Origin of the sequence: Rudaea cellulosilytica DSM 22992 (assembly GCF_000378125.1) — a bacterium.
Taxonomy (GTDB): Bacteria; Pseudomonadota; Gammaproteobacteria; order Xanthomonadales; family Rhodanobacteraceae; genus Rudaea; species Rudaea cellulosilytica.
Genome location: NZ_KB899241.1, coordinates 770,385 through 796,109, shown reverse-complemented (window position 1 = coordinate 796,109; position 25,725 = coordinate 770,385). Strand labels below are relative to the sequence as shown.

Genomic DNA, 25,725 nt, shown 5'->3' with positions numbered 1-25,725 from the left:
CAGATGCCGGCGGATCGGAGTGATCGTGCCGCATCGAGCAAGAGCAGGTTTGACCATGTTGCAACAACGCGCTAATACGCTATATGACCCGTCGTTCGAGCACGACAGCTGCGGTTTCGGGCTGATCGCGAACATCGACGGCAAAGCGGGCGCGTGGCTGGTCGACCAGGCCTTCTCGACCTTGGCGAAGATGTCGCATCGCGGCGGCATCGGTGCCGACGGGATCACCGGCGACGGTTGCGGCATCCTGCTCTATCGCCCGTTCGTCTGGCTGCGCGCGCTCGCGAGTGACGCTGGCATCGCTGTCGGCGAACGTTTCGCCTCTGGCCATATCTACCTCGATCGCAAAGACGAAGCGCGCGCACAGGCGCAGAAAGCCGAACTTGCGAAGCAACTCGAAGCCGCCGGCCTCGCGGTCGCGGGCTGGCGTGAAGTGCCGGTTGATTCGCGCGCCTGCGGGCCGATCGGCGAAGCGCATCGACCGCGCATCGAACAGATCTTCGTCAACGCGCCGGCCGGCATGGATGAAGGCGCATTCGACCGCGCCCTGTTCCGCGCACGCCGCCTCGCCGAAAAAACGTTCGCCGACGATATCCACTTCTACGTCGTCACCCTGTCGGCAACGACGTTCGCGGCCAAGGCGATGGTCGCGCCGGGCCAGTTGCGTGCGGCATTTCCGGACTTCTCGCACCCGGCTCTCGAAGCGAGCGCCGCGGTATTCCACCAGCGCTACTCGACCAACACGATGCCGCACTGGCGCCTCGCGCAACCGTTCCGCCTGCTCGCGCACAACGGCGAGATCAACACGATCAAGGCCAATCGCAACTGGGCGACCGCGCGCGCGGCGAAATACAAGTCGCCGCTCGTGGATTTCTCCGATCTCGGCGAACTGGTCACGACCAAGGGTTCCGATTCGCAGAGCTTGGACAACATGCTCGAAGTCTTGGTCGAAGGCGGCCTCGACGTGCTGCTCGCGATGCGCGTGCTGATTCCGCCGGCATGGTCCTCGCGCGAGGATCTCGACGAGGATCTCGAGGCGTTCTACGAATACTACGCATTGCATAGCGAACCGTGGGACGGACCCGCCGGCATCGTGCTGTGCGACGGAAGACATGCAGCTTGCGCGCTCGACCGCAACGGCCTGCGCCCGGCGCGCTGGGCGCGCTCGGACGACAACCACCTTATCGTCGCCTCGGAAGCTGGCCTGTGGGATGTGCCCGACTCGCGCATCGTCGCCAAGGGCCGCCTCGGGCCGGGCGAGATGATCGCGGTCGACCTCGTCGAGCACAAGCTGCTCGACAGCACGGCGATCGATGCGATCAACCGCTCGCGCGCACCATACAAGAAGTGGCTGCGCGATCAGCTCAACTATCTCGAATCGCACCTGATCGATCCGGCGCTCGCCGCCGAGCCGTTCTCGCCCGAGGTGCTCGCGCGCTACCAGAAGCAGTTCGCGCTGACCCGCGAGGAGCGCGACGTCATTCTGAAGACGCTGGCCGAGGACGAAGCCGAAGCGACCGGCTCGATGGGCGACGACACGCCGATCGCGGTGCTGTCGCAACAATCGCGGCCGCTGTACGAATACTTCCGCCAGTCGTTCGCGCAGGTGACGAACCCGCCGATCGATCCGCTGCGCGAGCGCCTCGTGATGTCGCTGACCACGCAGATCGGCCTCGAGCGCAACGTGTTCGATCTGTCGCCCGACAATGCCAAGCAAGTGCTGCTCAACTCGCCGATCCTATCGCAGCGCAAGCTGCGCCAGATCCTCGCGCTGCCGCACATCGCACCGGCGAACATCAAGCTCGATCTGTACTACGACGAAAAGATCGGGCTCAAGGCAGCGATCGAAGATCTGTGCGACCGCGCCGAAGACGCGGTGCGCAGCGGCAGCATGCTGATCCTGCTGTCCGACCGCTACCCGGGGCCGGGCCTGCTGCCGATCCATTCCCTGCTCGCCACCGGCGCCGTGCATGCGCGCCTGACCCAGAAGCAGCTGCGCTGCGACTGCAACATCCTCGTCGAAACCGCGAACGCGCGCGATGCGCACCACTTCGCCTGCCTGATCGGCTTCGGTGCGACCGCCGTGTATCCGTATCTGTCGTATCAAACCCTGTTCGACATGAACAAGCGCGGCCAGCTCAAGGGTCGCCAGGGCGAAGCACCGAGCGAGATCGGCCGCAGCTATCGCCGCGGCATCCAGAAAGGCCTGCTCAAGATCATCTCGAAGATGGGCATCGCGACGATTGCGGGTTATCGCGGCGCGCAGCTGTTCGAGATCGTCGGCCTCGATGCCGAAGTCGTCGAGCTGTGTTTCCCGGGCACGCCCTCGCGCATCGGCGGTGCCGGATTTGTCGACATCCAGAACGAATACAAGGCGCAGGCGATCGCCGCGCGCGATCCGAACTACGCATTGCCGCCGGGCGGCCTGATGAAGGCGCTGCCGGGCGGCGAGTTCCACATGTACAACCCGGAAGTCGTCGGTGCGCTGCAGCTCGCGGTGCGCACGGGCGATGCAAAGCTGTATCGCCGCTACGCGGATGCGGTCGACAAGCGTGTGCCCGCGGCGCTGCGCGACCTGCTCGCCGTGCATGCAGCCGGCGCGCCCGTACCTATCGAGGAAGTCGAGCCGGTCGAAGCGATCCTCAAGCGTTTCGACTCGGCCGGCATGTCGCTCGGCGCGCTCTCGCCCGAAGCACACGAGGCGCTCGCGATCGCGATGAACCGCCTCGGCGCGCGCAGCAACTCGGGCGAAGGCGGCGAAGATCCGGTGCGCTACGGCACCGAGAAGATGTCGAAGATCAAGCAGGTCGCCTCGGGCCGCTTCGGGGTCACGCCGGCTTATCTGGTCAATGCCGAAGTCTTGCAGATCAAAGTCGCGCAGGGCGCCAAGCCCGGCGAAGGCGGCCAGTTGCCGGGGCACAAGGTCAACGCGCTGATCGCGCGCCTGCGCTATGCACGTCCCGGCATCGGTTTGATTTCGCCGCCGCCGCATCACGACATTTATTCGATCGAAGATCTCGCGCAGTTGATCTACGACTTGAAGGAAGTGAACCCCTCGGCGCTGGTCTCGGTGAAGCTCGTCGCCAACGCCGGTGTCGGCACGATCGCCGCGGGTGTGGCCAAGGCCAACGCCGACCTGATCACGATTTCCGGCCACGACGGCGGCACCGGCGCAAGCCCGCTGACCTCGATCCGCTACGCCGGCTCGCCGTGGGAACTGGGCCTGTCGGAAACGCAGCAGACGCTCGTACGCAATGGCCTGCGCGAGCGCGTGATCGTGCAGACCGACGGCGGTCTCAAGACCGGCCTCGACGTGATCAAGGCGGCGATGCTCGGCGCGCAATCGTTCGGCTTCGGCACCGCGCCGATGGTCGCGCTCGGCTGCAAGTACCTGCGCATCTGCCATCTGAATTCCTGCGCGACCGGCGTCGCGACGCAGAACGACGAGTTGCGCAAGAAGCATTACGACGGCCCGCCCGAGCAGGTCGAGAACTTCTTCCGCTTCGTCGCCGAGGACGTGCGTCAGCACATGGCGCGCCTCGGCGTGCGCAAGCTCGACGAGATCGTCGGCCGCACCGATCTGCTCAAGCAGCGCGAAGGCGCGACGGTCAAGCAGAACAAAGTCGATCTCGCGCCGCTGCTCGGCAATGGCCTCGACGGCAGCGTGCCGGGATGCGCCGCGGCGCCGATTCCGCAGAGCGATCTGGCCAAGCGCATCGCCGCCGAGACGAAGGCCGCGATCGACAACGCCACGGGCGGTGAATTTCATTACGCCGTCGTCAACACCGACCGCTCGATCGGCGCGCGTCTGTCCGGCGACGTCGCGCGCAAACACGGCGATGCGGGCATGGCGGCCAATCCGATCACGTTGCGCCTCTCCGGCGCGGCGGGCCAAAGCCTCGGCGCGTGGAATGCGGGCGGCGTGCATATCGTGCTCGACGGCGAGGCCAACGACGGCGTCGGCAAGGGCATGGCCGGCGGCCGCATCGTCGTGCGTCCGCCGCGCGATGCGGGCTTCCCGAGCCACGAATCGTCGATCGTCGGCAACACCTGCCTGTACGGCGCAACCGGCGGCGAGTTCTACGCCGCGGGCCGCGCGGGCGAGCGCTTCGCCGTGCGCAACTCGGGTGCGCTCGCCGTCGTCGAAGGCGTGGGCGATCACTGCTGCGAATACATGACCGGCGGCACCGTCGTCGTGCTCGGCCGCTGCGGCGTCAACTTCGGCGCCGGCATGACCGGCGGCTACGCCTTCGTCCTCGACGAGGCGCGCGATTTCGTCGACCGCTACAACCACGAGCTCGTCGACATCACGCGCATCTCGCACGAAGGCATGGAAAATTACTGGCAACACCTGCGCAGCCTGCTGCTCGGCTATGTCGACGCGACCGGCAGTGCCTGGGGACGCCGCATCGTCGATGAGTTCCGCGAACTCGTGCACAAGTTCTGGCTGGTCAAACCGAAGGCCGCCAGCCTCGACTCGCTCGCCGACGAACTGCGCCGCGCCGCCTGATAGAAAGAATCAATCAAAGTGAAAAAAGATAATTTTCCATTTTTGCGCTTTCCCCGCGAGCTGCCGCGCGAGCTCAACGTGCCCGTACGCGTGCTCGGCTATGGCGAGATCCACACCGCGTTCACCGGCGAGCAGATCACCGAGCAGGCCTCGCGCTGCATCGACTGCGGCAATCCGTACTGCTCGTGGGGCTGCCCGCTGCACAATCACATTCCGCGCTGGCTCGAACTTGCGCGCGAAGGTCGCGTCGAGGACGCCGCGGCGCTGATGCACGAGACCAATCCGCTGCCGGAAATCTGCGGACGCATCTGCCCGCAGGACCGCCTCTGCGAGCAGGCCTGCACGCTCGAGACCGGTTTCGGCGCAGTCACGATCGGCGCGATCGAACGCTCGATCACCGACGAGGCGTTCAAGCGTGGCTGGCGGCCGAAGCTCGACGACGTCGAAGCGTCGGGCAAGCGCATCGCGGTCGTCGGCGCCGGTCCGGCCGGACTCGCCGCCGCCGACGTGCTCGCGCGCGCGGGCCACGCGGTCGAGGTGTTCGATCGCTATGAGGAGATCGGCGGCCTGCTCACGTTCGGCATCCCGCCTTTCAAGCTCGACAAGAAAATCGTCGACACGCGCCGCAGCGTGCTCGAAGGCATGGGCGTGAAGTTCCGCCTCAATACCGAGATCGGCAAGGACATCGATTTCGCCGCGCTGACCCAGGACTACGACGCGGTCTTCCTCGGCACCGGCGCCTACCAGTTCGTCGACGGCAAGCTGCCCGGACAGACCCTGCCCGGCGTGCATGCGGCGCTGCCGTTCCTGATCGCGAACATGCGCCGCCTGCTCGGCACCGCGACGGCCGCAGACGTGATGCCCGAACTGCTCGGCAAGCGCGTCGTCGTGCTCGGCGGCGGCGATACTTCGATGGACTGCGTGCGCACCAGCGTGCGTCACGACGCCGAAAGCGTCACCCTCGTCTATCGTCGCGACGAAGCGAACATGCCCGGTTCGCGCCGCGAAGTGAAATACAGCCGCGACGAAGGCGTCGACTTTCTGTTCCAGCGCCAGCCGCTTGAGATTCTCGGCAATGCGAAGGGCGTCATCGGCGTGCGCGTCGGCGAAACGCGTCTCGTCGACGACGGCAACGGCCGCCCGCGTTCGGAGCTGGTCCCGGGCAGCGAGGAAGTACTGCCGGCCGACGTCGTCATCCTCGCCTTCGGCTTCCTGCCCGAGCCGCCGCAATGGGCGACGGCCAACGGCATCGAGTTCGCCACGAACGGCAAGATCGTTCTCGGCGGCGCCGGCCGCCTGCCGCTGCAGACGACGAACCCGAAAGTGTTCGCCGGCGGCGACATGTGGCGCGGCGCCGACCTCGTCGTGCGCGCCGTGCTCGACGGCCGCGAGGCAGCGAAACAGATCAAGCAGATGTTCGCCGCGCAGGCCGCAACGGCCGAAGCGGTCGTCGCCTGAGCGTCGACCCACCCATCCATTTCCCGAATCGATTGCGACCACCCTCATGTTCGAGACCCTGACTTCGCCCGCGCCTGACAAGATCCTCGCCCTGATCGCGCTGTTGCGCGACGATCCGCGCCAGCACAAGGTCGACCTCGGCGTCGGCGTCTACAAGGACCGCGAAGGCCGCACGCCGATCATGCAGTCGGTGCGCGACGCTGAGCAGGTGCTGTTCGCCGAGCAGACGACGAAAACCTATCTCGGCCTCGCCGGCGACACGGCGTTCGACACGAAGATGACGGAGTTGGTCTTGGGTGATGCCGCACCCGCTGCGCGAGTGCGTGCGATCCAGGCACCTGGCGGCTCCGGCGCGCTGCGCATCTTGTTTGAACTGCTGCGCCGCGCACGGCCCGATGCCACGGTGTGGGTCTCCGACCCGACCTGGCCCAACCATATTCCGATGATCGAAGCCTCGGGTCTCAAGCACGTTTCGTATCCCTACTTCGATGCGGCCACCGGCACGGTGCGCTTCGAGGCGATGCTTGCCGCGCTCGCGCAGGCGAAGCCCGACGACGTCGTCCTGCTGCACGGTTGCTGCCACAATCCGACCGGCGCGAACCTCACGCTCGAGCAGTGGCGCGAGATCGGCAAGCTCATCGTCGAGAAGCGGTTGTTCCCGTTCGTCGACATCGCCTATCAGGGATTCGGCGAAGGCCTCGATGCCGACGCCGCGGGCGTGCGCCTGCTCGCCACACTGGTTCCATCCATGGTCATCGCCGCGAGCTGCTCGAAGAACTTCTCGGTGTATCGCGACCGCGTCGGCTGCGCGATTCTGCTCGCGCCGTCCGCGGCCGAGGCCGATATCGCCTATGCGCAGCTCTGCTCGGTCGCGCGCGCCAACTACTCGATGCCGCCGGACCACGGTGCCGCCGTAGTGCGCATCATCCTCACCGATCCGGCGCGACGTGCGGCCTGGGTCGCCGAGGTCGATGCGATCCGCGAGCGCATGATCGTATTGCGTGAAGGCCTCGCCGCAGCCCTGCGCAAGCATTCGGGCTCGAACCGTTTCGATTTCATCGCCCGCCACCGCGGCATGTTCTCGCGCCTAGGCCTCTCCGTCGAACAGGTGCATCGCCTGCGCGCCGAACACGCGATCTACATGGTCGACGACAGCCGCATCAACGTCGCTGGCCTGCCTGATGATCGCCTCGATGACGTCGCGCGCGCCATCGTCGCCGTGCTCTGAGATCTGCGCTCGCAGTATCGCCCTCGCTATCTCCGCGCGATGCACGACATCGTGCAGGTACGGGCGCTTTTGGGCTATAAACGCGGACGCGATCCGATTTGTCGCTGGGCATGCGCAGATCGGTTCGCCGTGTCGACACCCATTGGAGTCACTCAGTGCCTTTCATCAACGCAGAGGTCGCGGCAAAGACCGACTATGACGTGATCGTCGTCGGCTCGGGCGCCGGCGGCGGGCAAATGGCCTACACGCTGACCATGGGCGGCGCACGCGTGCTCATGCTCGAGGCCGGCCGCAATTACGATCCGGTCGCCGAGGCGGCGATGTTCCAGACGCCCGAGATGGCGCCGCTGCGTGGCGCGAGCACGCCGGACAAGCCGTTCGGCTTCTACGACGCCACGGTAGACGGCGGCTGGCAGGTTCCCGGTGAGCCGTACACGCAGGCGAGCACGGACGAGACGCAACGCTTCGACTGGTGGCGCGCGCGCATGCTCGGCGGCCGCACCAATCACTGGGGCCGCATCTCGCTGCGCAACGGGCCGTACGACTTCAAGCCGCGCTCGCGCGACGGCCTCGGCTTCGACTGGCCGATCGGCTACGCGGACATGGCGCCGTACTATGACAAGGTCGAGATGCTCATCGGTGTCTACGGCGCGAACGACGGACTCGAGAACACGCCCGATTCGCCGGAGGGCTGTCTGCTGCCGCCGCCGAAGCCGCTGGTCAGCGACCTGCTCGTGCACAAGTACGCGGGCAAGCTCGGCATTCCCGTGATTGCCGGCCATCGCGCCGTGCTGACGCGCCAGCTCGACTGGAAGAATTCGCCGGCGAAGCTGCATCCGGGCAACCCCGCCGCGCAGGCAATCATCGCCGCCGACATGAAGCGTCGCGGCGCTTGCTTCTGGACCACGCCATGCGGACAGGGCTGTTCGATCCGGGCGAACTATCAATCGACGACCGTGCATCTGCCGCCGGCGCTCGCGACCGGCAAGCTCGACATCGTCACCGACGCGATGGTCAATGAGGTCACCCTTGGCAAGGACGGCCGCGCCTCGGGCGTGCATTTCATCGACCGGACCTCGCACAGGAATATCTCGATCAGCGCGCGCGCGGTCGTGCTCGCGGCGAGCGCCTGCGAGACGGTGCGCATCCTGCTCAACTCGAAGTCGACACAGTTTCCGCACGGCCTCGGCAATTCGAGCGGCAAGGTCGGCAAATACCTGATGGACACGGTCGGCAGCGATCTCGGTGGCCAGATTCCATTGCTCGAAAGCCTGCCGCCGCACAACGAGGAAGGCGTGTCCGGCCTGCACATGTACGTTCCCTGGTGGCAGTACAAGGAGGCCGGCAAGCTCGGCTTTGCGCGCGGCTACCACATCGAATTCGGCGGCGGCCGGCGCATGCCGGGCGTCGGCACAGCGACGAGGCTGGAATGGCTTACCGGCGGCAGCTACGGCGCCAAGTTCAAGGAGGACGCGCGCCGCTATTACGGCTCGTTCGTCGGCTTCGCCGGACGCGGCGAGATGATTCCGAACGAGAAGTCGTACTGCGAGATCGATCCGAAGGTGAAGGACAAGTGGGGCATCCCGGTGCTGCGCTTCCACTGGCAGTGGTCCGAGCACGAGACGCGCCAGGCCGCGCACATGCAGAAGACCTTCGCCGACATCATCACCGCGATGGGCGGACGCGTGCGCGGCGAAGTCAAGACCGACGGCGCCAAGGCGATCGAGCCGGGCGGCAGCATCATTCACGAAGTCGGTGGTGCGATCATGGGCGACGATGCGCGCACTTCCGTGGTCAACCCGTGGTGCCAGACCTGGGATGTGAAGAATCTGTTTCTCGCCGACGGCGCCCCGTTCCCGTCGAATGCCGACAAGAATCCGACCCTCACCATCATGGCCAACTCGTGGCGTGTGGCGGACCATATCCTTGAGCGCATGCAACGCAAGGAGCTGTGATGGATCGTCGCACGACAATCAAGTGGATGCTCGCCGCCGCCGCTGCGCCGCTCGGACACGGCGTATTCGCCGCGGTACCCGCGAAGGTGGCGGCGAAACCGTACGGGCAGGATCCGAAACTGCTCAACGTCTATCATCCTGGCGAACTGTGGCCGCTGACGTTCAGCGCCGCGCAGCGCCGCACCGCGACCGTGCTCTGTGACGCGATCATTCCCGCGGATGCCACGTCGCCGAGCGCATCGGCGGTGGGCGTGGTCGATTTCCTCGACGAATGGATCAGCGCGCCGTATCCGGGCCAGCAAAAGGATCGCACGATCGTGCTCAACGGATTGCAGTGGCTCGACAAGGAATCAGGCCGACGCTTTTCCAAGCCTGTGCACGAGCTCGATGCGCAACAGCTGCACGCGATCTGCGACGACATCTGTTACTTGCCGAAGGCGAAGCCGCGCTTCGTTGAAGCGGCCAAATTCTTCGCTCGTTATCGCGACCTGACCGCAAGCGGTTTCTACACGACGCCGGAAGGACGCAAGGACCTCCAATTCATCGGCAACGTGCCGCTGGCGAGTTTCGATGGGCCGCCGCTCGAAGTGTTGAAAAAGGTCGGCCTGGCGTAATCGCATGGCGGATGAATTTTCCAATTTGATGAGGACATAGAGTGCGCAAGCTACGCATGGGATTGGTCGGCGGCGGCCCCGGTTCGTTCATCGGCCGCATCCATCGCATCGCCGCGGAACTGGACGGCGAAGCCGAACTGGTCTGCGGCGCGTTCAGCAGCGATGCGCAACGCTCGCGCGAGGCCGGTGCGGCCTACCACGTCGATCCGGCGCGTGCGTACGCGAGCTACGCGCAGATGTTCGCCGCGGAAAAAGCGCTGCCTGCCGACAAGCGCATGGATTTCATCGCCGTCGTCACGCCGAATCATGTGCACTACGAACCGGCGCGGCTCGCACTGGAGAACGGCTTCCACGTCGTCGTCGACAAGCCGCTGTGTTTTTCGCTGGCCGAGGCGCGCGAGCTGCAGGCGGCGGTCGAGCGCAGCGGCGGTGTTCTCGCCGTCACCTATACCTACAGCGGCTATCCGCTGATCAAGCAAGCACGTGCGCTCGTCAACGCCGGGCGCATCGGCGCGGTGCGCAAAATTTACGTCGAATATCCGCAGGGCTGGCTGGCGACGGACATCGAAGGCAGCGGGCAGAAACAGGCGAGCTGGCGCACCGATCCCACCAAGTCGGGCGCAGGCGGCGCGATCGGCGACATCGGCACGCATGCGGCGCATCTGGCCGAATATGTCAGCGGCCTGCGCATCACCCAGATCGATGCGATGTTGAACACCTTCATCCCGGGCCGCCGTCTCGATGACGACGCTTCGATGCTGCTGCGTTTCGACAACGGCGCGAGCGGCGTGCTCGTGGCGACACAGATCGCCGCAGGCGAGGAAAACAATCTCGCGCTGCGCATCTATGGCGAGTCGGGATCGATCGAGTGGCGGCATGCCGATCCGAACTCGCTCGTGTTGCGCTCGCTCGATGCGCCGGTGCAGATCCTGCGCACGGGCGCCGCCTACCTCGGCGAAGCCGCGGCGCGCAACACGCGCACGCCACCGGGGCATCCCGAAGGATATCTAGAAGCATTCGCGAATATTTACACCGCGTTTTATCGCGGCGTGCGCGCGCACGCCGACGGCGCGAAAGTCGAGCCGCGCGCATACGATTTCCCCGGCATCGCCGACGGCGTGCGCGGCATGGCGTTCATCGACGCAGTGATCCGCTCGGCGCAATCACAACAGAAGTGGACGGAGTTCGGGAACCCCTGAACAAGCTGCTGCGCTCGGCAGCTTGTGCGCCGGCGATGCTCGGAATCCTCATTTACTACAGTAAACTCCGTTTCCTGCGCTCCGGCGACGCACAATCTGCCTTCGCTCGCGACGCTTCTTCAGAGATTCCTAAACATGAAGACGATCAAAGGCCCCGCGATTTTTCTCGCCCAGTTCATGGGCGACAAGCCGCCGTTCGACACGCTCGAAGGCATCTGCAAATGGATGGCGCAGCTCGGCTACAAAGGTGTGCAGATCCCGAGCTGGGATGCGCGCTGCATCGATCTGCGCCGTGCCGCCGAGAGCAAGGCCTACTGCGACGAGCTCAAGGGCCGCATCGAAGCCTGCGGTGTGCAGATCACTGAGCTGTCGACGCATCTGCAAGGGCAACTCGTCGCGGTGAATCCGGCCTACGATCTGCTGTTCGACGGCTTCGCGCCGGAAGCGGTGCGCGGTAACTCGCAGAAGCGCACCGAGTGGGCGATCGAGCAACTCCGCTTCGCGGCGCAGGCCAGTCGCAATCTCGGCCTGACCGCGCATGCGACGTTCTCGGGTGCGCTGCAGTGGCACACGTTCTATCCGTGGCCGCCGCGCCCGGCCGGCCTCGTCGCGGACGGCTTCGCCGAACTCGCGCGGCGCTGGCTGCCGATTCTCGATGCGTTCGATGACGCCGGCGTCGACGTCTGCTACGAGATCCATCCGGGCGAAGACCTGCACGATGGCGTGACCTTTGAGCGTTTCCTCGCCGCAACCGGCCATCATCGCCGTTGCCGCATACTCTACGACCCGAGCCATTTCGTCTTGCAGCAGCTCGATTATCTGCAATACATCGACTTCTACCACGAGTTCATCCGCATCTTCCACGTCAAGGATGCCGAGTTCCGGCCGTCGGGAAAATCGGGTGTCTACGGCGGCTACCAGGACTGGGTGGATCGCCCGGGACGCTTCCGCTCGCTCGGCGACGGCCAGGTGGATTTCACCGGCATCTTTTCCAAGCTCGCGCAGTACGACTATCCGGGTTGGGCGGTCGTGGAATGGGAGTGCGCGCTGAAGCATCCCGAGGACGGCGCGCGCGAGGGTGCACCGTTCGTCGCCAGACACATCATCCACGTCACCGAACACACCTTCGACGATTTCGCCGGCCGCGACGCGGACCACGCGTTCAATCGGAAAGTGCTGGGAATCTGAGGGGCATTGTCCGCGTGACGCAAACACCCGGGGGCGGATTCGCTCAGCCCAGGCGCCGATAGAGCGTACTGCGGCTGACGCCGAGACTGCGCGCAGCGGCGGAGACGTTGCCGGCATGTTTTTCCAGCGCCTGCCGCATCGCGCGTTCGGCGATCTCGTCGAGCGCACCCGCAGTGGCAGCGCCGCCGATGCCCGTCGCGGTGCCCTGCTCGCGAAGCATCGGCGGAAGATCGTCCGCGCCGACCGCGCTGCCGGGTCCGGCAAGCGCAACCAGCGTGCGCAGCATGCCGGTGAGCTGGCGCAGGTTGCCGGGCCAGTCGTAGCCTGCGAGGACGTCAAGCGCGCTCGCTTCGATCGGCGTCGCCGCCGCAAGACGGCGCCAGAACGTTTCGATCAGCGCGCGGCGATCGGGATATGCGCGCAGCGCGGGCAGATTCACCGTGTAGTGCGCGATGCGGAAGAACAGGTCCGAACGGAACTGCTCGAGCGTGCCGACATTGAGATTGCGGTTGGTCGCGGCGATGACGGTGAAATCGACCTTGACCGGTTTGCCCCCGCCGAGCGGCGTGACCTCGCGCTCCTGCAGCACGCGCAGCAGGCGCGTCTGCGCAGCGAGCGGCATATCGCCGATCTCATCGAGGAACAGCACGCCGCCGTCAGCCTCGCGCAACAGGCCTTTCGTCCCCTGGCGCTTCGCTCCGGTGAACGCACCTTCGTCGTAGCCGAACAATTCCGATTCGATCAGGCTCTCGGGCAAGCCCGCGCAGTTGACCGCGACGAATGGCATGCGATTGCCGAGGCGGCGGTGCAGCTCGCGCGCGAATACTTCCTTGCCGGTGCCGGTCTCGCCGAGCAGGAGCACGGACATGCCGGCGCGCAGCACACGTTCCGCGCGATCGAGCTCGAAGGTCAGTTGCTCGCCGAACACGGGCTCGCTGCCGATGCGATGGTCGGCGACCGCTGTGGGCGGCGATGTCGAAACCGTTACCGGCCGATGCGGCGCTGCCTCATCGCTGCGCACGAAGATGGGCTTGTTAAGATGGTCGCGCAGGTTCGCCTCGCTTTGCAGCGATTCGACCTTGGCATCGAACAGATCGCCGAATTCCCTGCGGCCGATGTCGCCGCGGACGAGGTTGAGCATGCCCAGGCCATGCCGGTTGGCCGCAACGAGGCGTTCGCCGTCGAACACGAGGATGCCTTCCTGCGCCGTGCCGAACAGGCCGGCATCACGCTGCACACGCAACACGCGGCAGCCGGGAAAGTCACGTTTGAACAGACGCCGCTCGATCTGGTCGACGGCAAAGCGCACCATGCCAAGCGCGTGCGTGTGATGCACCGAGGATTCGCCCGAGAGATCGAGCACGCCGGCGATCTTGCCGAACGGATCGACGATCGGCACCGCCGAACAACTGAGCACGCGATGCGGCGCGAAGAAATGTTCGGGTCCGCGCACTTCGATCGCGCGACCTTCGATCATCGCCGTGCCGATCGCGTTCGTGCCGGTATGGTTTTCGTTCCACGGCACACCCGGGCGCAGCGACACGCGTGCCGCCTTGTCGAGAAAGTTCGCGCTGCCAAGCGCCTCGAGGATCATGCCGTCAGGCGCGGTGAGGATGACGATGCTGCCGGTCGCATGCGCATCGGCATATAGCGCGCGCACTTCGGGCAGGCTGACGCGGCGCAGCTCTTCGTATTTTTGGCAGACCTCGCGCAGCGCGGTGGCGGCCAGCGGCTCGACGTTAGGCCGCGCATTCTCCGACAGACCCAGCCCCGCGCAACGTTGCCACGAGCGCAGGATCGACGCAGGCACGAGTCCGCGCGGCGCATCGCCTTGATCGAAGAAGCGATGCCGTGCGGTTTGGATTCGGTCCAGAGCGGAATCGGTCATGGAATGCCGGGTGTCGCTTTTTGCGACAGTCGTTTTGAGCAACTGTTTCAAGTCTGGACACAAATTTTCAACGATTGCAATACAGACCAAATGCCAGGTATTGCGCAGCGCAGCAATGCACTGAGGTGGGCATTTGCGGGCAAGTGTTTTTACGATGTTGCACCACGGCAGTACAGCGGATTGGCACGCTGCGTGCTCTAGGTAGGCGCCCATCAACCCGGAGCCTCAGTGTCATGACCAAACTCGAACAGCAACATCTCGCGGTACAAGTTCCGTTCAAGGCCCGCTACGACAACTTCATCGGCGGCAAATGGATCAAGCCGGTCGCCGGCCGCTATTTCGAAAACATCACGCCGATCACCGGCCAGGCGTTTTGCGAAGTGGCGCGCTCGGACAAGGACGACATCGAACTCGCGCTCGACGCAGCGCACAAGGCGAAGACCGCGTGGGGTCGAGCCGCGCCGGCCGAGCGCGCGAACATCCTCAACCGCATCGCCGACCGCATGGAGCAGAATCTCGACCTGCTCGCGCATGCGGAAACCTGGGACAACGGCAAACCCCTGCGTGAGACACGCGCCGCCGACATTCCGCTCGCGATCGATCACTTCCGCTATTTCGCCGGTTGCATCCGCGCGCAGGAAGGTTCGATCGGCGAGATCGACCACGACACCGTCGCCTACCAGTTTCACGAGCCGCTCGGCGTCGTCGGCCAGATCATTCCGTGGAACTTCCCGTTGCTGATGGCGGCGTGGAAGCTCGCGCCCGCGCTCGCCGCCGGCAACTGCGTCGTGCTCAAGCCTGCAGAACAAACCCCGGTCGGCATCCTCGTCTGGGCCGAACTGATCGGCGACCTGCTGCCGCCGGGCGTGCTCAACATCGTCAACGGCTTCGGCCTCGAAGCAGGCAAGCCGCTCGCCTCCTCGCCGCGCATCGCCAAGATCGCGTTCACCGGCGAGACCACGACCGGGCGCCTGATCATGCAGTATGCCTCGCAGAACCTGATTCCGGTAACGCTCGAACTCGGCGGCAAGTCGCCGAACATCTTCTTCGACGACGTCGCCTCGCGCGACGACGATTTCTTCGACAAGGCGATCGAGGGCTTCGTCATGTTCGCGTTGAACCAGGGCGAGGTGTGCACCTGCCCGAGCCGCGCGCTGATCCACGAATCGATCTACGACAAGTTCATGGAGCGCGCGATCAAGCGCGTCAATGCGATCAAGGCGGGCAACCCGCTCGATCCGACGACGATGATCGGCGCGCAAGCCTCGAGCGAGCAGCTCGCCAAGATTCTCTCCTACATCGACATCGGCAAGCAGGAAGGCGCGAAGGTGCTCACCGGCGGCGAGCGCAACGTGCTCGGCGGCGAACTCAAGGACGGCTACTACGTCAAGCCGACCGTGTTCGCCGGCACCAACAAGATGCGCATCTTCCAGGAGGAGATCTTCGGCCCGGTCGTCTCGGTAACGACGTTCAAGGACGAAGAGGAAGCGCTGCACATCGCCAACGACACGCTGTACGGACTAGGCGCCGGCGTGTGGAGCCGCGAGGCGAATCGCTGCTACCGCTTCGGTCGCGAGATCCAGGCCGGTCGCGTGTGGACGAACTGCTATCACGCCTATCCGGCACACGCGGCGTTCGGAGGCTACAAGCAGTCCGGCATCGGTCGCGAGACGCACAAGATGATGCTCGACCACTACCAGCAGACCAAAAACATGCTGGTCAGTTACTCGCCGAAGAAGCTCGGATTCTTCTAGTCCGCATCACGTAGGCAGACGCAGGAACGCGCGGGCTCCGGCCCGCGCTGGGGATGTGTGCGGCCGCGTAACGGCAACGAGGCGCTGCGCGGCTGCCGCGAAGTAGTTTTTCCATCAACCACTGTTTGGGAGGAAACGTGCACGCAATTCCATTGAAGCAATCCAGACGGTCGCAGCAGCGACTGTTGACGGCAGCGGCCATCGCTGCTGCGTTGGCCGCGGGGCAAGCCGGCGCGGTCGAGATCGTGTCGGGAGACTGGACCGTCGACGTCGGCGGCATCGTCAATGCTTATGCGACGACGGTGAGCTGCTCGGGCGACGCGGTCGGCGGTCCGGCACTCGCCGGGCGAGGGCTCGGCTGCAGCGGCGAAAGCAGCAAGACCTCAATCGGCAACGGCCTGCTGCCGAGCGGGCTCATCACCAAGTTCAAGACCAGCCAGGATGGCCTCGACATCGGCGGCACGATCGGCATCATGGTGCACGCGGCCACCGATTCCGGCATCGCCGCGAACAGCGCCGTCGATGTGCGCCAGGCGTTCTTCACGATCGGCACGGCGGAAGCGGGCACGCTCAAGATCGGCCGCGACTACGGCGTGTTCGGCGCGAATGCGATCTTGAGCGACATGACCTTGCTCGGTGCCGGTGCGCCGGTGCAAGCGACGCAACGCGGTCGCGTCACCCTCGGCCACATCGGTGCCGGTTACACCTACCTCGGCACCTATGGCCAGATGACCTACACCTCGCCCGTGCTTGGCAGTGGCTTCACTTTCACTGGTGCTCTCGTCAGTCCGGTCGACAGCGGCTTGTACGCCTCGCAGGCAGGGCCGCAATACCAGGCGCAACTGGCCTGGTCGGGCAACGGCTTCAAGGCCTGGATCGGCGCGAAGATGCAGCACTTCGCCGACGCCGGCGCCGGTACCGGCGGCTTCGCCGAGACGGCGGGCGAAATCGGCGTGTCGTATGCCAACGGTCCGTTCGGCTTCCTCGCCAATTATCAGGAAGGCAAGGGCATCGGCATTCTGACCGATGGCGACCAGGGACCGGTCAAGGGTCGCAACTATCTGATCCAAGGCACCTACAAGGTCACCGACAAGCTCAAGTTCGGCCTCAACTACGGCGAGAGCCGCAACAAGGACGACAACGCGACCAACGTCGCGCTCAACGGCTCGTTCAAGTCGAACACCAACGTCACCGCCGGCCTCTACTACGGCCTGACCAAGAGCATCACGCTCGCCGGCGAAATAGGCGACACGCGCTCGAAGGACTACCTGGGCAATACCGCGAAGATGTTCGGCGGCTCGCTCGGCGGAATCATTTTCTTCTGATCATCGAACCAAGGAAAAACTCATGACTTTCCATCGAATCAAAGCGAACCGACTGTTCAGCGCATGCGCACTCGGCTTCACCGTGCTCGGCACAGGAAGCACACAGGCGCTGGCCGCGGACTACCAGGCCGTGACCGACGCACGTCTCGTCAACGCGGCCAAGGACGACGGCTGGCTGATGTACCGGCACGACTACACGGCGTCGGGCTACTCGCCGCACGGCGAAATCAATGCAACCAACGTCAGCAAGCTCAAGGTCGCCTGGGATTACAAGAGCGACCTGACTCAGGGCCACGAAGGTGCCCCACTGGTCAACGGCGACGTCATGATCGTAACGACGCCGATGGATCACGTCGTCGCGTTCGACGCGGCGACCGGCAAGGAGTTGTGGAAGTACGTTGCCAAGATCAACGAGAAGGCGCTGAAGACCGTGTGCTGCGATGTCGTCAACCGCGGCGCGGCGCTGTACGAGAACAATGTCTACCTCGAGACGCTCGACAATCACGTCATCGCGCTCGACGCGAAGACCGGCAAGGAGAAGTGGAGCACCAAGCTGTGGGATCCTGGCGTCGGCTATTTCATGACGTCGGCACCGCTCATCGTCAAGGGCAAGGTCATCGTCGGCACCGGCGGCGGCGAGTACGGCGCACGCGGCTTCATCTCGGCGCTCGATGCCAAGACCGGCAAGATCCTCTGGCAGACGCACACGACTGCCGCGCCGGGCGAGCCGGGCGGCGATACGTGGCCGAAGGGCGCGTACCAGACCGGCGGCGGCAATCCGTGGCTGCCGGGCTCGTACGACACCGAGACCGACACGCTGTTCTGGACCGTCGGCAACCCGGGCCCGTGGCTGGCGACACTGCGTCCGGGCAAGAACCTGTACACGGATTCGGTCCTCGCGCTGAACCCCGCGACCGGCAAGATCAAGTGGTACTACCAGTGGACCGAAAACGACACCTGGGACTATGACGGCACGAACGAGCCGATCCTGACCGACATCACCTACGAGGGCAAGAATTACAAAGCCTTGGTCCACGCCGATCGCAACGGCTATTACTACGCGCTCGATCGCACGACCGGAAAGCCGATCTATGCCGAGCCGTTCGTCCACACCAACACCGTGACCGGCTTGAAGGACGGCGTGAACCAGACAGCCGCCGACCTGCGTCCAACTGTCGACAAGCAGGTCTTCGCCTGCCCGAGCTTCCTTGGCGGCAAGAACTGGTGGCCGACCGCGATCGATCCGACCCAGCATCTGGTGTTCATCCCGACGCTCAACGCCTGTATGGACATCAAGGGCAGCGAACCGGTCGCATACAAAGCCGGCCTCGCGTTCCTCGATGCCAGTTTCGAGGTCAAGCACGACCCGGCGAACAACAACTGGGGCACCGTGCAGGCACTCGACCTTAACACCGGCAAGCAGGTGTGGAAGTTCGACACGGCATTGCCATGGAACGGACCGATGCTCGCGACCGGCGGCGGCCTCGTGATCAGCGGCAGTTCGGATGGTTATCTGCATGCCTTTGACTCGAAGACCGGCAAGGTGCTGTGGAAGAGCGACCAGCTCACCTCGGGCATCATCGGCGTGCCGACGACCTACAAAGTCGGTGGCAAGCAGTACATCGCCGTCTGGGCCGGCTGGGGTGGCGCGAGCCCGATCTGGGGCGGCCAGATGGCCAACGACCCGGCGGTCAAGGCGATCCCGAAGGGCGGACACCTGTATGTCTTCTCGCTCTGACAGAACCGCGGCGCGTCTCGCGATCGCCGCAACGTTCGCGCTCGGCGCGGTGCTCACGCACCGCGCCGACGCGGCAACGACGATCAAGGTGTGCATCGATTCGGCCAACCCGACCTCGGCGACCGACACGCGCATCGCGCGCGAAGCGCTGGCGACGCAAGGCTATGCGATGGAACCGGTCGCGTTCGTCGGCCACGGCAAGGAAGAAGACGACGGCTTCCCGATCGCCAAGTTCGCCCGTCTCGCCGAAAACGAGTGCGCGCTCATCATGGGCTTTCCGGTCGACGTCAACGATCCGCACTTGCCACCACGCGTCGAGGCGACGCCAGCTTATGCCGGCACCGGCTTCGTCATGGTCCAGCGCAGCAAAGCGCCGACGAAGTCGCTGGCCGAACTGCGTCAGGGCAGCGAAGTCGGCATCGCCCAGCTCGACACCTGGGCGGGCATGCTGTTCAGCAGCCACCCGAACATCGTCATGCACGTCTACCGCAACGATGCCGACATGCTCGCCGACGTGGCCAGGGGCAAGATCGCGGCCGGGCTGACCTGGCTGTCGTTCCTGCAAGCCTATGAGAATGAGCATCACGCTGCCGGCCTGCGTTCGCAACTTCTGCCCGGAGCGCACATGCAGTGGAATCTCGTCGCGTTGTACGCGCCAGCGTCGAAGGATGCCGCCGCGGTTTTCGCGAAGGGACTTGACGCGCTGCGCGGAGTGAAGCTCGACGCCCTGGTCAAGCCGTATCTGGCCGCCACGGCGCGCACGCCGCAGGCTTCGATCGCGCGACACACGCTCGGACTGCGACCTCCCGCGACGGCGCAGCGCTGCGGCGACGAGAAACCGAAGGCCGCGGCGAAAGTCGCTAGGTCGAAGAGCGCGAAGGCAAAACCACCGGCGCTGTATACCGAGGAACAGGCGGCCAAGGGCACGACAGCCTACTTCCAGAACTGCAGCATGTGCCACGGCCCGCTGCTGGACGGACAGCGTGGCGGCTACCCTGGCCCGGCGTTGAAGGGCAAGGATTTTGCCGACCCGAGCTACGACTTCCACGTCGACGAGATCTTCCGCTTCGTCGCCAAGCTGATGCCGGCACAGAAACCGGGCAGCCTCACCGACGAGCAGAACGTCGACATCATGGCGTACCTGCTCAAGCAGAACGGCTATCCGTCCGGAAGCAAAGAGTTGAGCTACGACGAGGCGATCAAATCGCGCGTTCCGATCCGCTACTACGGCGAATAGGAACGGCAACGGCCCGACGGCGCGCCGGCCGCATGGGTCGGCGCGCTTCCGCCGCAACGAGGAGGCAATCATGGCCGAGCTACCGCTGCAAGTGACGGCGACACCGGCGGCAGTCGCGCTGATCGGCGAATTGTGTGCCGAATATGGTACTGACTTGCTGTTCCACCAGTCGGGCGGCTGCTGCGACGGGTCCTCGCCGATGTGTTATCCGCGCAGTGAGTTCCTCGTCGGCGATGACAGCGACGTGCGCCTCGGCGACATCGGCGGCCTGCCGTTCTACATCAGCAAACCGCAGTTCGAATATTGGAAGCACACCCAATTGATTATCGACGTCGTGGCCGGCCAAGGCGGCATGTTCTCGCTCGAGAACGGCCGCGGCGTGCGTTTCCTCGTGCGCTCGCGGTTGTTCAGCGATGCGGAGTTCGATGCCCTGCGCGCGCAAGGAAAAGTCGATTGAGGCGAATTCCGCCGCACCGCTCGAAATCGAAAAATCAAGAAAATCACTAGACGCGAATCGCGACGCGACCGATACCATTCGTTGCGAAGGCGCGTCATAGCGCCAACGCCCCGGGGATATTTGTGCTGAAGCCTTTTCCATTTCTCGTCGCCGCACTGCCCATTTGCATCGCGCTCGGTCCGCTCCGCGTCGCGCATGCGGCCGATGCGGACGCAACGGATGCGCAGCCCAAGCCGGTCCTGCCCGACATCGTCGTTACGGCGACGCGCAGCGAGCATTCCGCGTTCGATGTGCCCGGCGCGATCGACTCGGTCAAGGTTGCGCCGGGCGACTCGCTCGGCGTCAATCCGTCCGAATTCCTGCAAGGCGTTCCGGGACTACTCACACGCGATCGACAGAACTATGCGCAAGACGAACAGATCTCGATCCGCGGCTTCGGTGCGCGCTCGACCTTCGGCGTGCGCGGTGTGCACCTCTACGTCGACGGCATTCCGGCAACGATGCCCGACGGCCAGGGCCAAGTCTCGAACTTCCCGCTCGGCGCGGCCGAACGCATCGAGGTGCTGCGCGGACCGTTCTCGGCGCTGTACGGAAACTCATCCGGCGGCGTGATTCAGATCTTCACCGCCGACGGCAGCGATCGTCCCGAATGGCGTTTCGATGCGACCGGCGGCAGCTACGGCACGCTGCGCCTCGGCGCGAATGCGCGCGGGCGTGAAGGCATCGTCGGCTACAACGTGGACCTGTCGCAGTTTCACACCGACGGCTACCGCGGCCACGGCTACGCCGAACGCAGCAATGGCAACGCCAAGTTCACGTTCGACCTCGGCGCGGGACGCAAGCTCACCCTGCTCGCGAACACGGTCGCGCTGCCGAACGCCGACGATGCGCTCGGTCTGACGCGCGCGCAGTTCGAAACCGACCCGCGCCAGGCGGTGGCAAGTGCTGCGCTGTTCGACACGCGCAAGAGCGTGCACCAGCAGCAGGGTGGTGCGATCTACGAGCAGCCGTTGAGCGACACGCAAAGCCTGCGCGTGCTCGGCTACCTCGGCCACCGCGACGTCGAGCAATTCCAGTCGATCCCGGTGGCGACGCAGAAAGCGGCGACGAGTCCGGGCGGCGTAATCGAACTCGGCGGCGACTACGGCGGCGGCGACGCGCGCTGGACGTACAACAGTGTCCTGGCCGAGCGGCCGTTCGATCTCGCGGTTGGCGTCAGCTACGATCGCCAGGACCAGCATCGCCAAGGCTACAACAACTATCTCGGCAGCACGCTCGGCGTGAAAGGCGCGTTGCGCCGCGACGAGCAGAATCTCGTTTCCAACTTCGATGAGTACGCACAGGCGACATGGAGCTTCGCCGACAACTGGCTTGCCAGCGCCGGCCTGCGCCACAGCGAAGTGAAATTCTCCGCCGACGACAACTACATCGTGCCGGGCAATGGCAACGACAGCGGCCGCGCGGACTATTCGGCGACGACACCGGTCGCGGGCCTGCTCTACCGCGCCAACGAGCAGTGGCATCTCTACGCCTCGTACGGGCGCGGCTTCGAGACGCCGACGTTCAACGAACTCGGCTATCGACCCGACGGCAGCGCCGGCATCAACTTCGGCCTCGTGCCTGCGCGCAGCCGCAATGGCGAAGTCGGCTCGAAGTGGCACTTTGAGAGCGGCGGCGAATTCGATGTCGCCGTGTTCAACGCAGACACGCGCAACGAGATCGCCGTGGCCACGTCGAGCGGCGGCCGCACGACCTACCAGAACGTCGACCGCGCGCGCCGGCGCGGCGCGGAGTTCAAGCTCGACCTGCCGCTCGCGGCGCGCTGGCATGCGCAACTGGCCTACACGTATCTCGACGCGAAATTCCTCTCGCCGTTCCTCACCTGCCCGGCCGCGTCGACCTGCACGAAACCGAACACACCCGTCGCCGCGGGCGCACGCATCCCGGGCGTGCCGCGCTCGAACCTCTACGCCGCGCTGCGCTGGGGCGAGGCACTTGGCTGGAACGCGACGATCGAGGCGAACGCCGCGAGCGCGACGCCGGTCAACGACCTCAACACCCAATATGCGCCGGGCTACGGCACGCTGTCGCTCGGTACCGGTTATGTGTTCGAGACCGCGTCGACGACCGTTTCCACCTTCCTGCGCGTGCAGAACCTGTTCGACAAGAATTACGCCGGATCGGTCATCGTCAACGAGAGCAACGGTCGCTACTTCGAGCCGGCGCCGGGATGCTCCGTATTCGCCGGCGTGCACGTCACGTGGAAGCGCTGATCTGCGGCTGTGTCAATGACGACACACTTGTGCACGTCGGGAATTTTTCCGGCGGTGCGCTGGCAGACTCGCCAGGGTTTCGCTGCGCAAGCGACTAGACCTCCGCGATCGCGATTGGCGCCGCATCGAGGAACCATCGTGACCGGAATACATCGGATTAGTTGAATGAGGCATACGATTCCTGCGAAGCGCCGGTTGCCGCGCGCCGTGTTGGCCACGACGCTGCTGGCCGTGATCGGCAACGTCGTCGCCAGCGATGACAGCAACGCCGACAGCGATGCGGCCACGAAACCGCCAGTCGTCAAATTCGACACCATCGAAGTGACGCCGCTCAACGGCGGCGGCGAATCGCTCGACAAGATCGCCGCACCCGTCCAGACCGCCTCGGCGGACGAGCTGCGCGAAAGCAATGCGAACGACCTGACCGAATTCCTCAACCGCAAGTTCGCCGGCCTCACGTTCAACGAGGTCGCCGGCAATCCGCTGCAGCCCGACGTGAATTTTCGCGGCTACACGGCCTCGCCTCTGCTCGGCACGCCGCAAGGCCTGTCGGTGTACATGGACGGCGTGCGCCTCAACCAGCCGTTCGGCGACGTGGTCAGTTGGGACCTGATCCCGCGCAACGCGATCGAAGGCATCACGCTGATGCCGGGATCGAATCCGCTGTTCGGTCTCAACACGCTCGGCGGCGCGCTGTCGATCGAAACCAAGAGCGGTCGCAGCGATCCCGGCACGACCGTGGAGATGAGCTACGGCGCGCACGCGCGCGGCAGCGCCGACTTGCAGACCGGCGGCGCCGAAGGCGCGTTCGACTGGTACCTCAATGCCCACTATTTCACCGATGGCGGTTGGCGCGAACATTCGCCGAGCGACCAGGGCCAGTTGTTCGGCAAGGTCGGTTGGCACGGCGACGATGACGACCTCGACCTGAGCTACGCCTACGTCAAGGATCTGCTCACCGGCAACGGCCTGCAGGAGATGCACTTGATGGCGCGCGACTATGCCAGCTCGTATACGCCCGACCGCACGCAGAACGAATCGCACTATCTCAATCTCGAAGGCCACCATCGCTTCAGCGACGCGCTGTCGCTGGCCGGCAACGTCTACTTGCGCAAGATCGACACGCATACGCACAACGGCGACATCAACGACGATGCGATCGGCGAGTCGGTCTACCAGCCGAGCGCAGCGGAACAGGCAGCCCTGCTCGCGGCCGGTTACAGCGGTTTTCCGACCAGCGGCGCGAATGCAGCGAATACGCCGTATCCACAATGGCGCTGCATCGCGAACATCCTGCTCAACTCCGAGCCGAACGAGAAGTGCAACGGCCTCGACACGCTCACGCAGGCACGGCAGAAGAACTTCGGCTTCGGCCTGCAGCTGAACTGGAGCGAGGATTTCGGCGGCAAGCACAACGACTTCATCGTCGGTGCCGCCTACGACGCGAACCGCATCGGCTACACCCAGTCCGCGCGCTTCGGTTATCTCACGCCGGAGCGCAACGTCGTGCTCGTCGACGGCCCCGGCGCCTACGTCGACGGCACGCAGGACTCTGAAAACGCGTTCGACTCGCGCGTGAACCTGAAAAGCCGCGCGCACACCTGGAGCGCATTCTTCACCGACACGCTGAGCTTCGCAGAGACGTGGGCCGTGGTCGTTTCCGGCCGCTACAACCGCGAGTCCACAACGACGCGCGACCTGCTCAATCCCGAAGGCGGCATCGACTCGCTCAACGGCCACGATGTCTACCAGCGCTTCAATCCAGCGGTCGGCCTGACCTGGACGCCGAACGCGAACTTCAACGCCTACGTCGGCTACAACGAAGGCAACCGCGCGCCGTCGGCGATCGAACTCGGCTGCGCGAACGAGGAGAATCCCTGCCGCCTGCCGAACGCGATGGCCGGCGATCCGCCGCTCAAGCAGGTCGTCACGCGCACGCTCGAGGCAGGACTGCGCGGCACGCTCGGCGATGCCACGCACTGGAACGCAAGCGTGTATCGCGCCGAGAACAAGAACGACATCCTCTTCGTCGCCGCGCCCGATGCGACCGGCGCCGGCTTCTTCCAGAATTTCCCGAAGACGCGGCGCGAAGGCATCGATCTCAGCTTCGACAGTCGCGTCGATGCGCTGAGCTTCGGCGCGAATTATTCCTGGATCAATGCGACCTACGAGGCGAGCGGGCTGTTTCCCGGCGACGGCAACAGCACGAACAGTTTAGCGCTCGAAGATCCCGCATTCCGCGGGCTTGGTGGCGGTACGATCACAGTCACGCCCGGCGACCGCCTGCCGCTCGTGCCGAAGCAGACCTTCAAGGCTTTCGTCGGCTACGACTTCGGCGAGACGCTGTCGTTGAACCTCGACTTCCGCGCGACGGACGGTGCGTACGCGCGCGGCAACGAGAACAACGCGCACCAGCCCGACGGCACCTACTATCTCGGCCCCGGCAAGACCGCCGGCTACGGCGTGTTCGATTTCGGTCTCAACTACAAACCCACGCCGAAGCTGACCTTCTTCGCCCAGATCGACAATTTGCTCAATCGCAAATACGCCACCGCAGCGCAGCTCGGCGCACAGGGCTTCGATGCCGACGGCCACTTCGTCGCGCGCCCGTTTCCCGCCGTGGCGAACGCGCCGGGCGACGGAAACTATCCCGTCCCACGCACGACGTTTTTTGCGCCGGGTGCGCCGCGGTTGATCTGGGGTGGGGTGCGTTACAGCTTCTGATCCGCTTCCGACCCGAAGCTGCCGCTCGCGAACGACAGCTATGCGGCCGACTGATGACCTCAGATTGAGCACAAAGCTGGAATAACGCCGGCGCTCAACTCACCGGCTTCTAAAAACAGAAGGCAAAGTGATCGGTCTCGCCCTTGATCGAGGGATCGAACACCTTGATCCATGTAG

General features: G+C 65.0%; 15 protein-coding genes. 14 read left to right on the top strand and 1 reads right to left on the bottom strand.

What is annotated here, in order from left to right; translation table 11 throughout:
• Nucleotides 1-55 precede the first annotated feature (55 nt).
• The 7 genes from gltB (at nucleotide 56) to F455_RS0103510 (ending at nucleotide 12,152) form a co-directional block, all read left to right on the top strand.
• Nucleotides 56-4,510, top strand: a complete 4,455-nt coding sequence (gltB, locus tag F455_RS0103540) for a glutamate synthase large subunit (RefSeq protein WP_018971888.1) — start codon at nucleotides 56-58, stop codon at nucleotides 4,508-4,510.
• A gap of 42 nt (nucleotides 4,511-4,552) precedes the next feature.
• Entirely contained in the window at nucleotides 4,553-5,968 is a 1,416-nt protein-coding gene (locus F455_RS0103535; protein ID WP_018971887.1) for an FAD-dependent oxidoreductase, read from the top strand.
• Between the two features lie 46 nt (nucleotides 5,969-6,014).
• Nucleotides 6,015-7,196: an amino acid aminotransferase gene (locus F455_RS0103530; protein WP_018971886.1), complete on the top strand. Its 1,182-nt coding sequence runs from the start codon at nucleotides 6,015-6,017 to the stop codon at nucleotides 7,194-7,196.
• Nucleotides 7,197-7,351: 155 nt separating this feature from the next.
• A complete protein-coding gene (locus F455_RS0103525) occupies nucleotides 7,352-9,151 on the top strand; it encodes a GMC family oxidoreductase (protein ID WP_018971885.1) in 1,800 nt (599 codons plus the stop codon).
• Nucleotides 9,151-9,765: a gluconate 2-dehydrogenase subunit 3 family protein gene (locus tag F455_RS0103520; RefSeq protein WP_018971884.1), complete on the top strand. Its 615-nt coding sequence runs from the start codon at nucleotides 9,151-9,153 to the stop codon at nucleotides 9,763-9,765. The genes F455_RS0103525 and F455_RS0103520 overlap by 1 nt, the downstream gene beginning before the upstream one ends.
• Nucleotides 9,766-9,806: 41 nt before the next feature.
• Nucleotides 9,807-10,964: a Gfo/Idh/MocA family protein gene (locus tag F455_RS0103515; RefSeq protein WP_211212280.1), complete on the top strand. Its 1,158-nt coding sequence runs from the start codon at nucleotides 9,807-9,809 to the stop codon at nucleotides 10,962-10,964.
• A 135-nt stretch (nucleotides 10,965-11,099) separates the two neighbouring features.
• Nucleotides 11,100-12,152: a sugar phosphate isomerase/epimerase family protein gene (locus F455_RS0103510; RefSeq protein WP_018971882.1), complete on the top strand. Its 1,053-nt coding sequence runs from the start codon at nucleotides 11,100-11,102 to the stop codon at nucleotides 12,150-12,152.
• A gap of 43 nt (nucleotides 12,153-12,195) precedes the next feature.
• Here F455_RS0103510 and F455_RS0103505 read toward each other — a convergent pair whose 3' ends face one another.
• Nucleotides 12,196-14,040, bottom strand: a complete 1,845-nt coding sequence (locus F455_RS0103505) for a sigma-54-dependent Fis family transcriptional regulator (protein ID WP_018971881.1) — start codon at nucleotides 14,038-14,040, stop codon at nucleotides 12,196-12,198.
• Between the two features lie 233 nt (nucleotides 14,041-14,273).
• Here F455_RS0103505 and adh point away from each other — a divergent pair, with 233 nt between their 5' ends.
• From adh to F455_RS0103470, 7 genes are all read left to right on the top strand, one after another.
• The gene (gene adh / locus F455_RS0103500; protein WP_018971880.1) at nucleotides 14,274-15,794 is read left to right on the top strand and encodes an aldehyde dehydrogenase; all 1,521 of its coding nucleotides are present in this window, start codon (nucleotides 14,274-14,276) and stop codon (nucleotides 15,792-15,794) included.
• A 185-nt stretch (nucleotides 15,795-15,979) separates the two neighbouring features.
• Nucleotides 15,980-17,119 carry a porin gene (locus tag F455_RS0103495; RefSeq protein ID WP_018971879.1) on the top strand — a complete coding sequence of 380 codons (1,140 nt, stop codon included), beginning with the start codon at nucleotides 15,980-15,982 and terminating at the stop codon, nucleotides 17,117-17,119.
• A 22-nt stretch (nucleotides 17,120-17,141) separates the two neighbouring features.
• Nucleotides 17,142-18,857 (top strand): PQQ-dependent dehydrogenase, methanol/ethanol family, encoded by a 1,716-nt coding sequence (locus F455_RS0103490; RefSeq protein WP_018971878.1) that lies wholly within the window; start codon nucleotides 17,142-17,144, stop codon nucleotides 18,855-18,857.
• On the top strand, nucleotides 18,841-20,094 hold the full coding sequence (locus F455_RS0103485; protein ID WP_018971877.1) for a c-type cytochrome: 1,254 nt from the start codon (nucleotides 18,841-18,843) through the stop codon (nucleotides 20,092-20,094). The genes F455_RS0103490 and F455_RS0103485 overlap by 17 nt, the downstream gene beginning before the upstream one ends.
• A 70-nt stretch (nucleotides 20,095-20,164) precedes the next feature.
• Nucleotides 20,165-20,551: a DUF779 domain-containing protein gene (locus F455_RS0103480; protein WP_018971876.1), complete on the top strand. Its 387-nt coding sequence runs from the start codon at nucleotides 20,165-20,167 to the stop codon at nucleotides 20,549-20,551.
• 122 nt (nucleotides 20,552-20,673) lie between these two features.
• Nucleotides 20,674-22,824: a TonB-dependent receptor family protein gene (locus F455_RS0103475; protein ID WP_018971875.1), complete on the top strand. Its 2,151-nt coding sequence runs from the start codon at nucleotides 20,674-20,676 to the stop codon at nucleotides 22,822-22,824.
• 165 nt (nucleotides 22,825-22,989) lie between these two features.
• A complete protein-coding gene (locus F455_RS0103470) occupies nucleotides 22,990-25,548 on the top strand; it encodes a TonB-dependent receptor (RefSeq protein WP_018971874.1) in 2,559 nt (852 codons plus the stop codon).
• The last annotated feature ends 177 nt before the right edge of the window (nucleotides 25,549-25,725 follow it).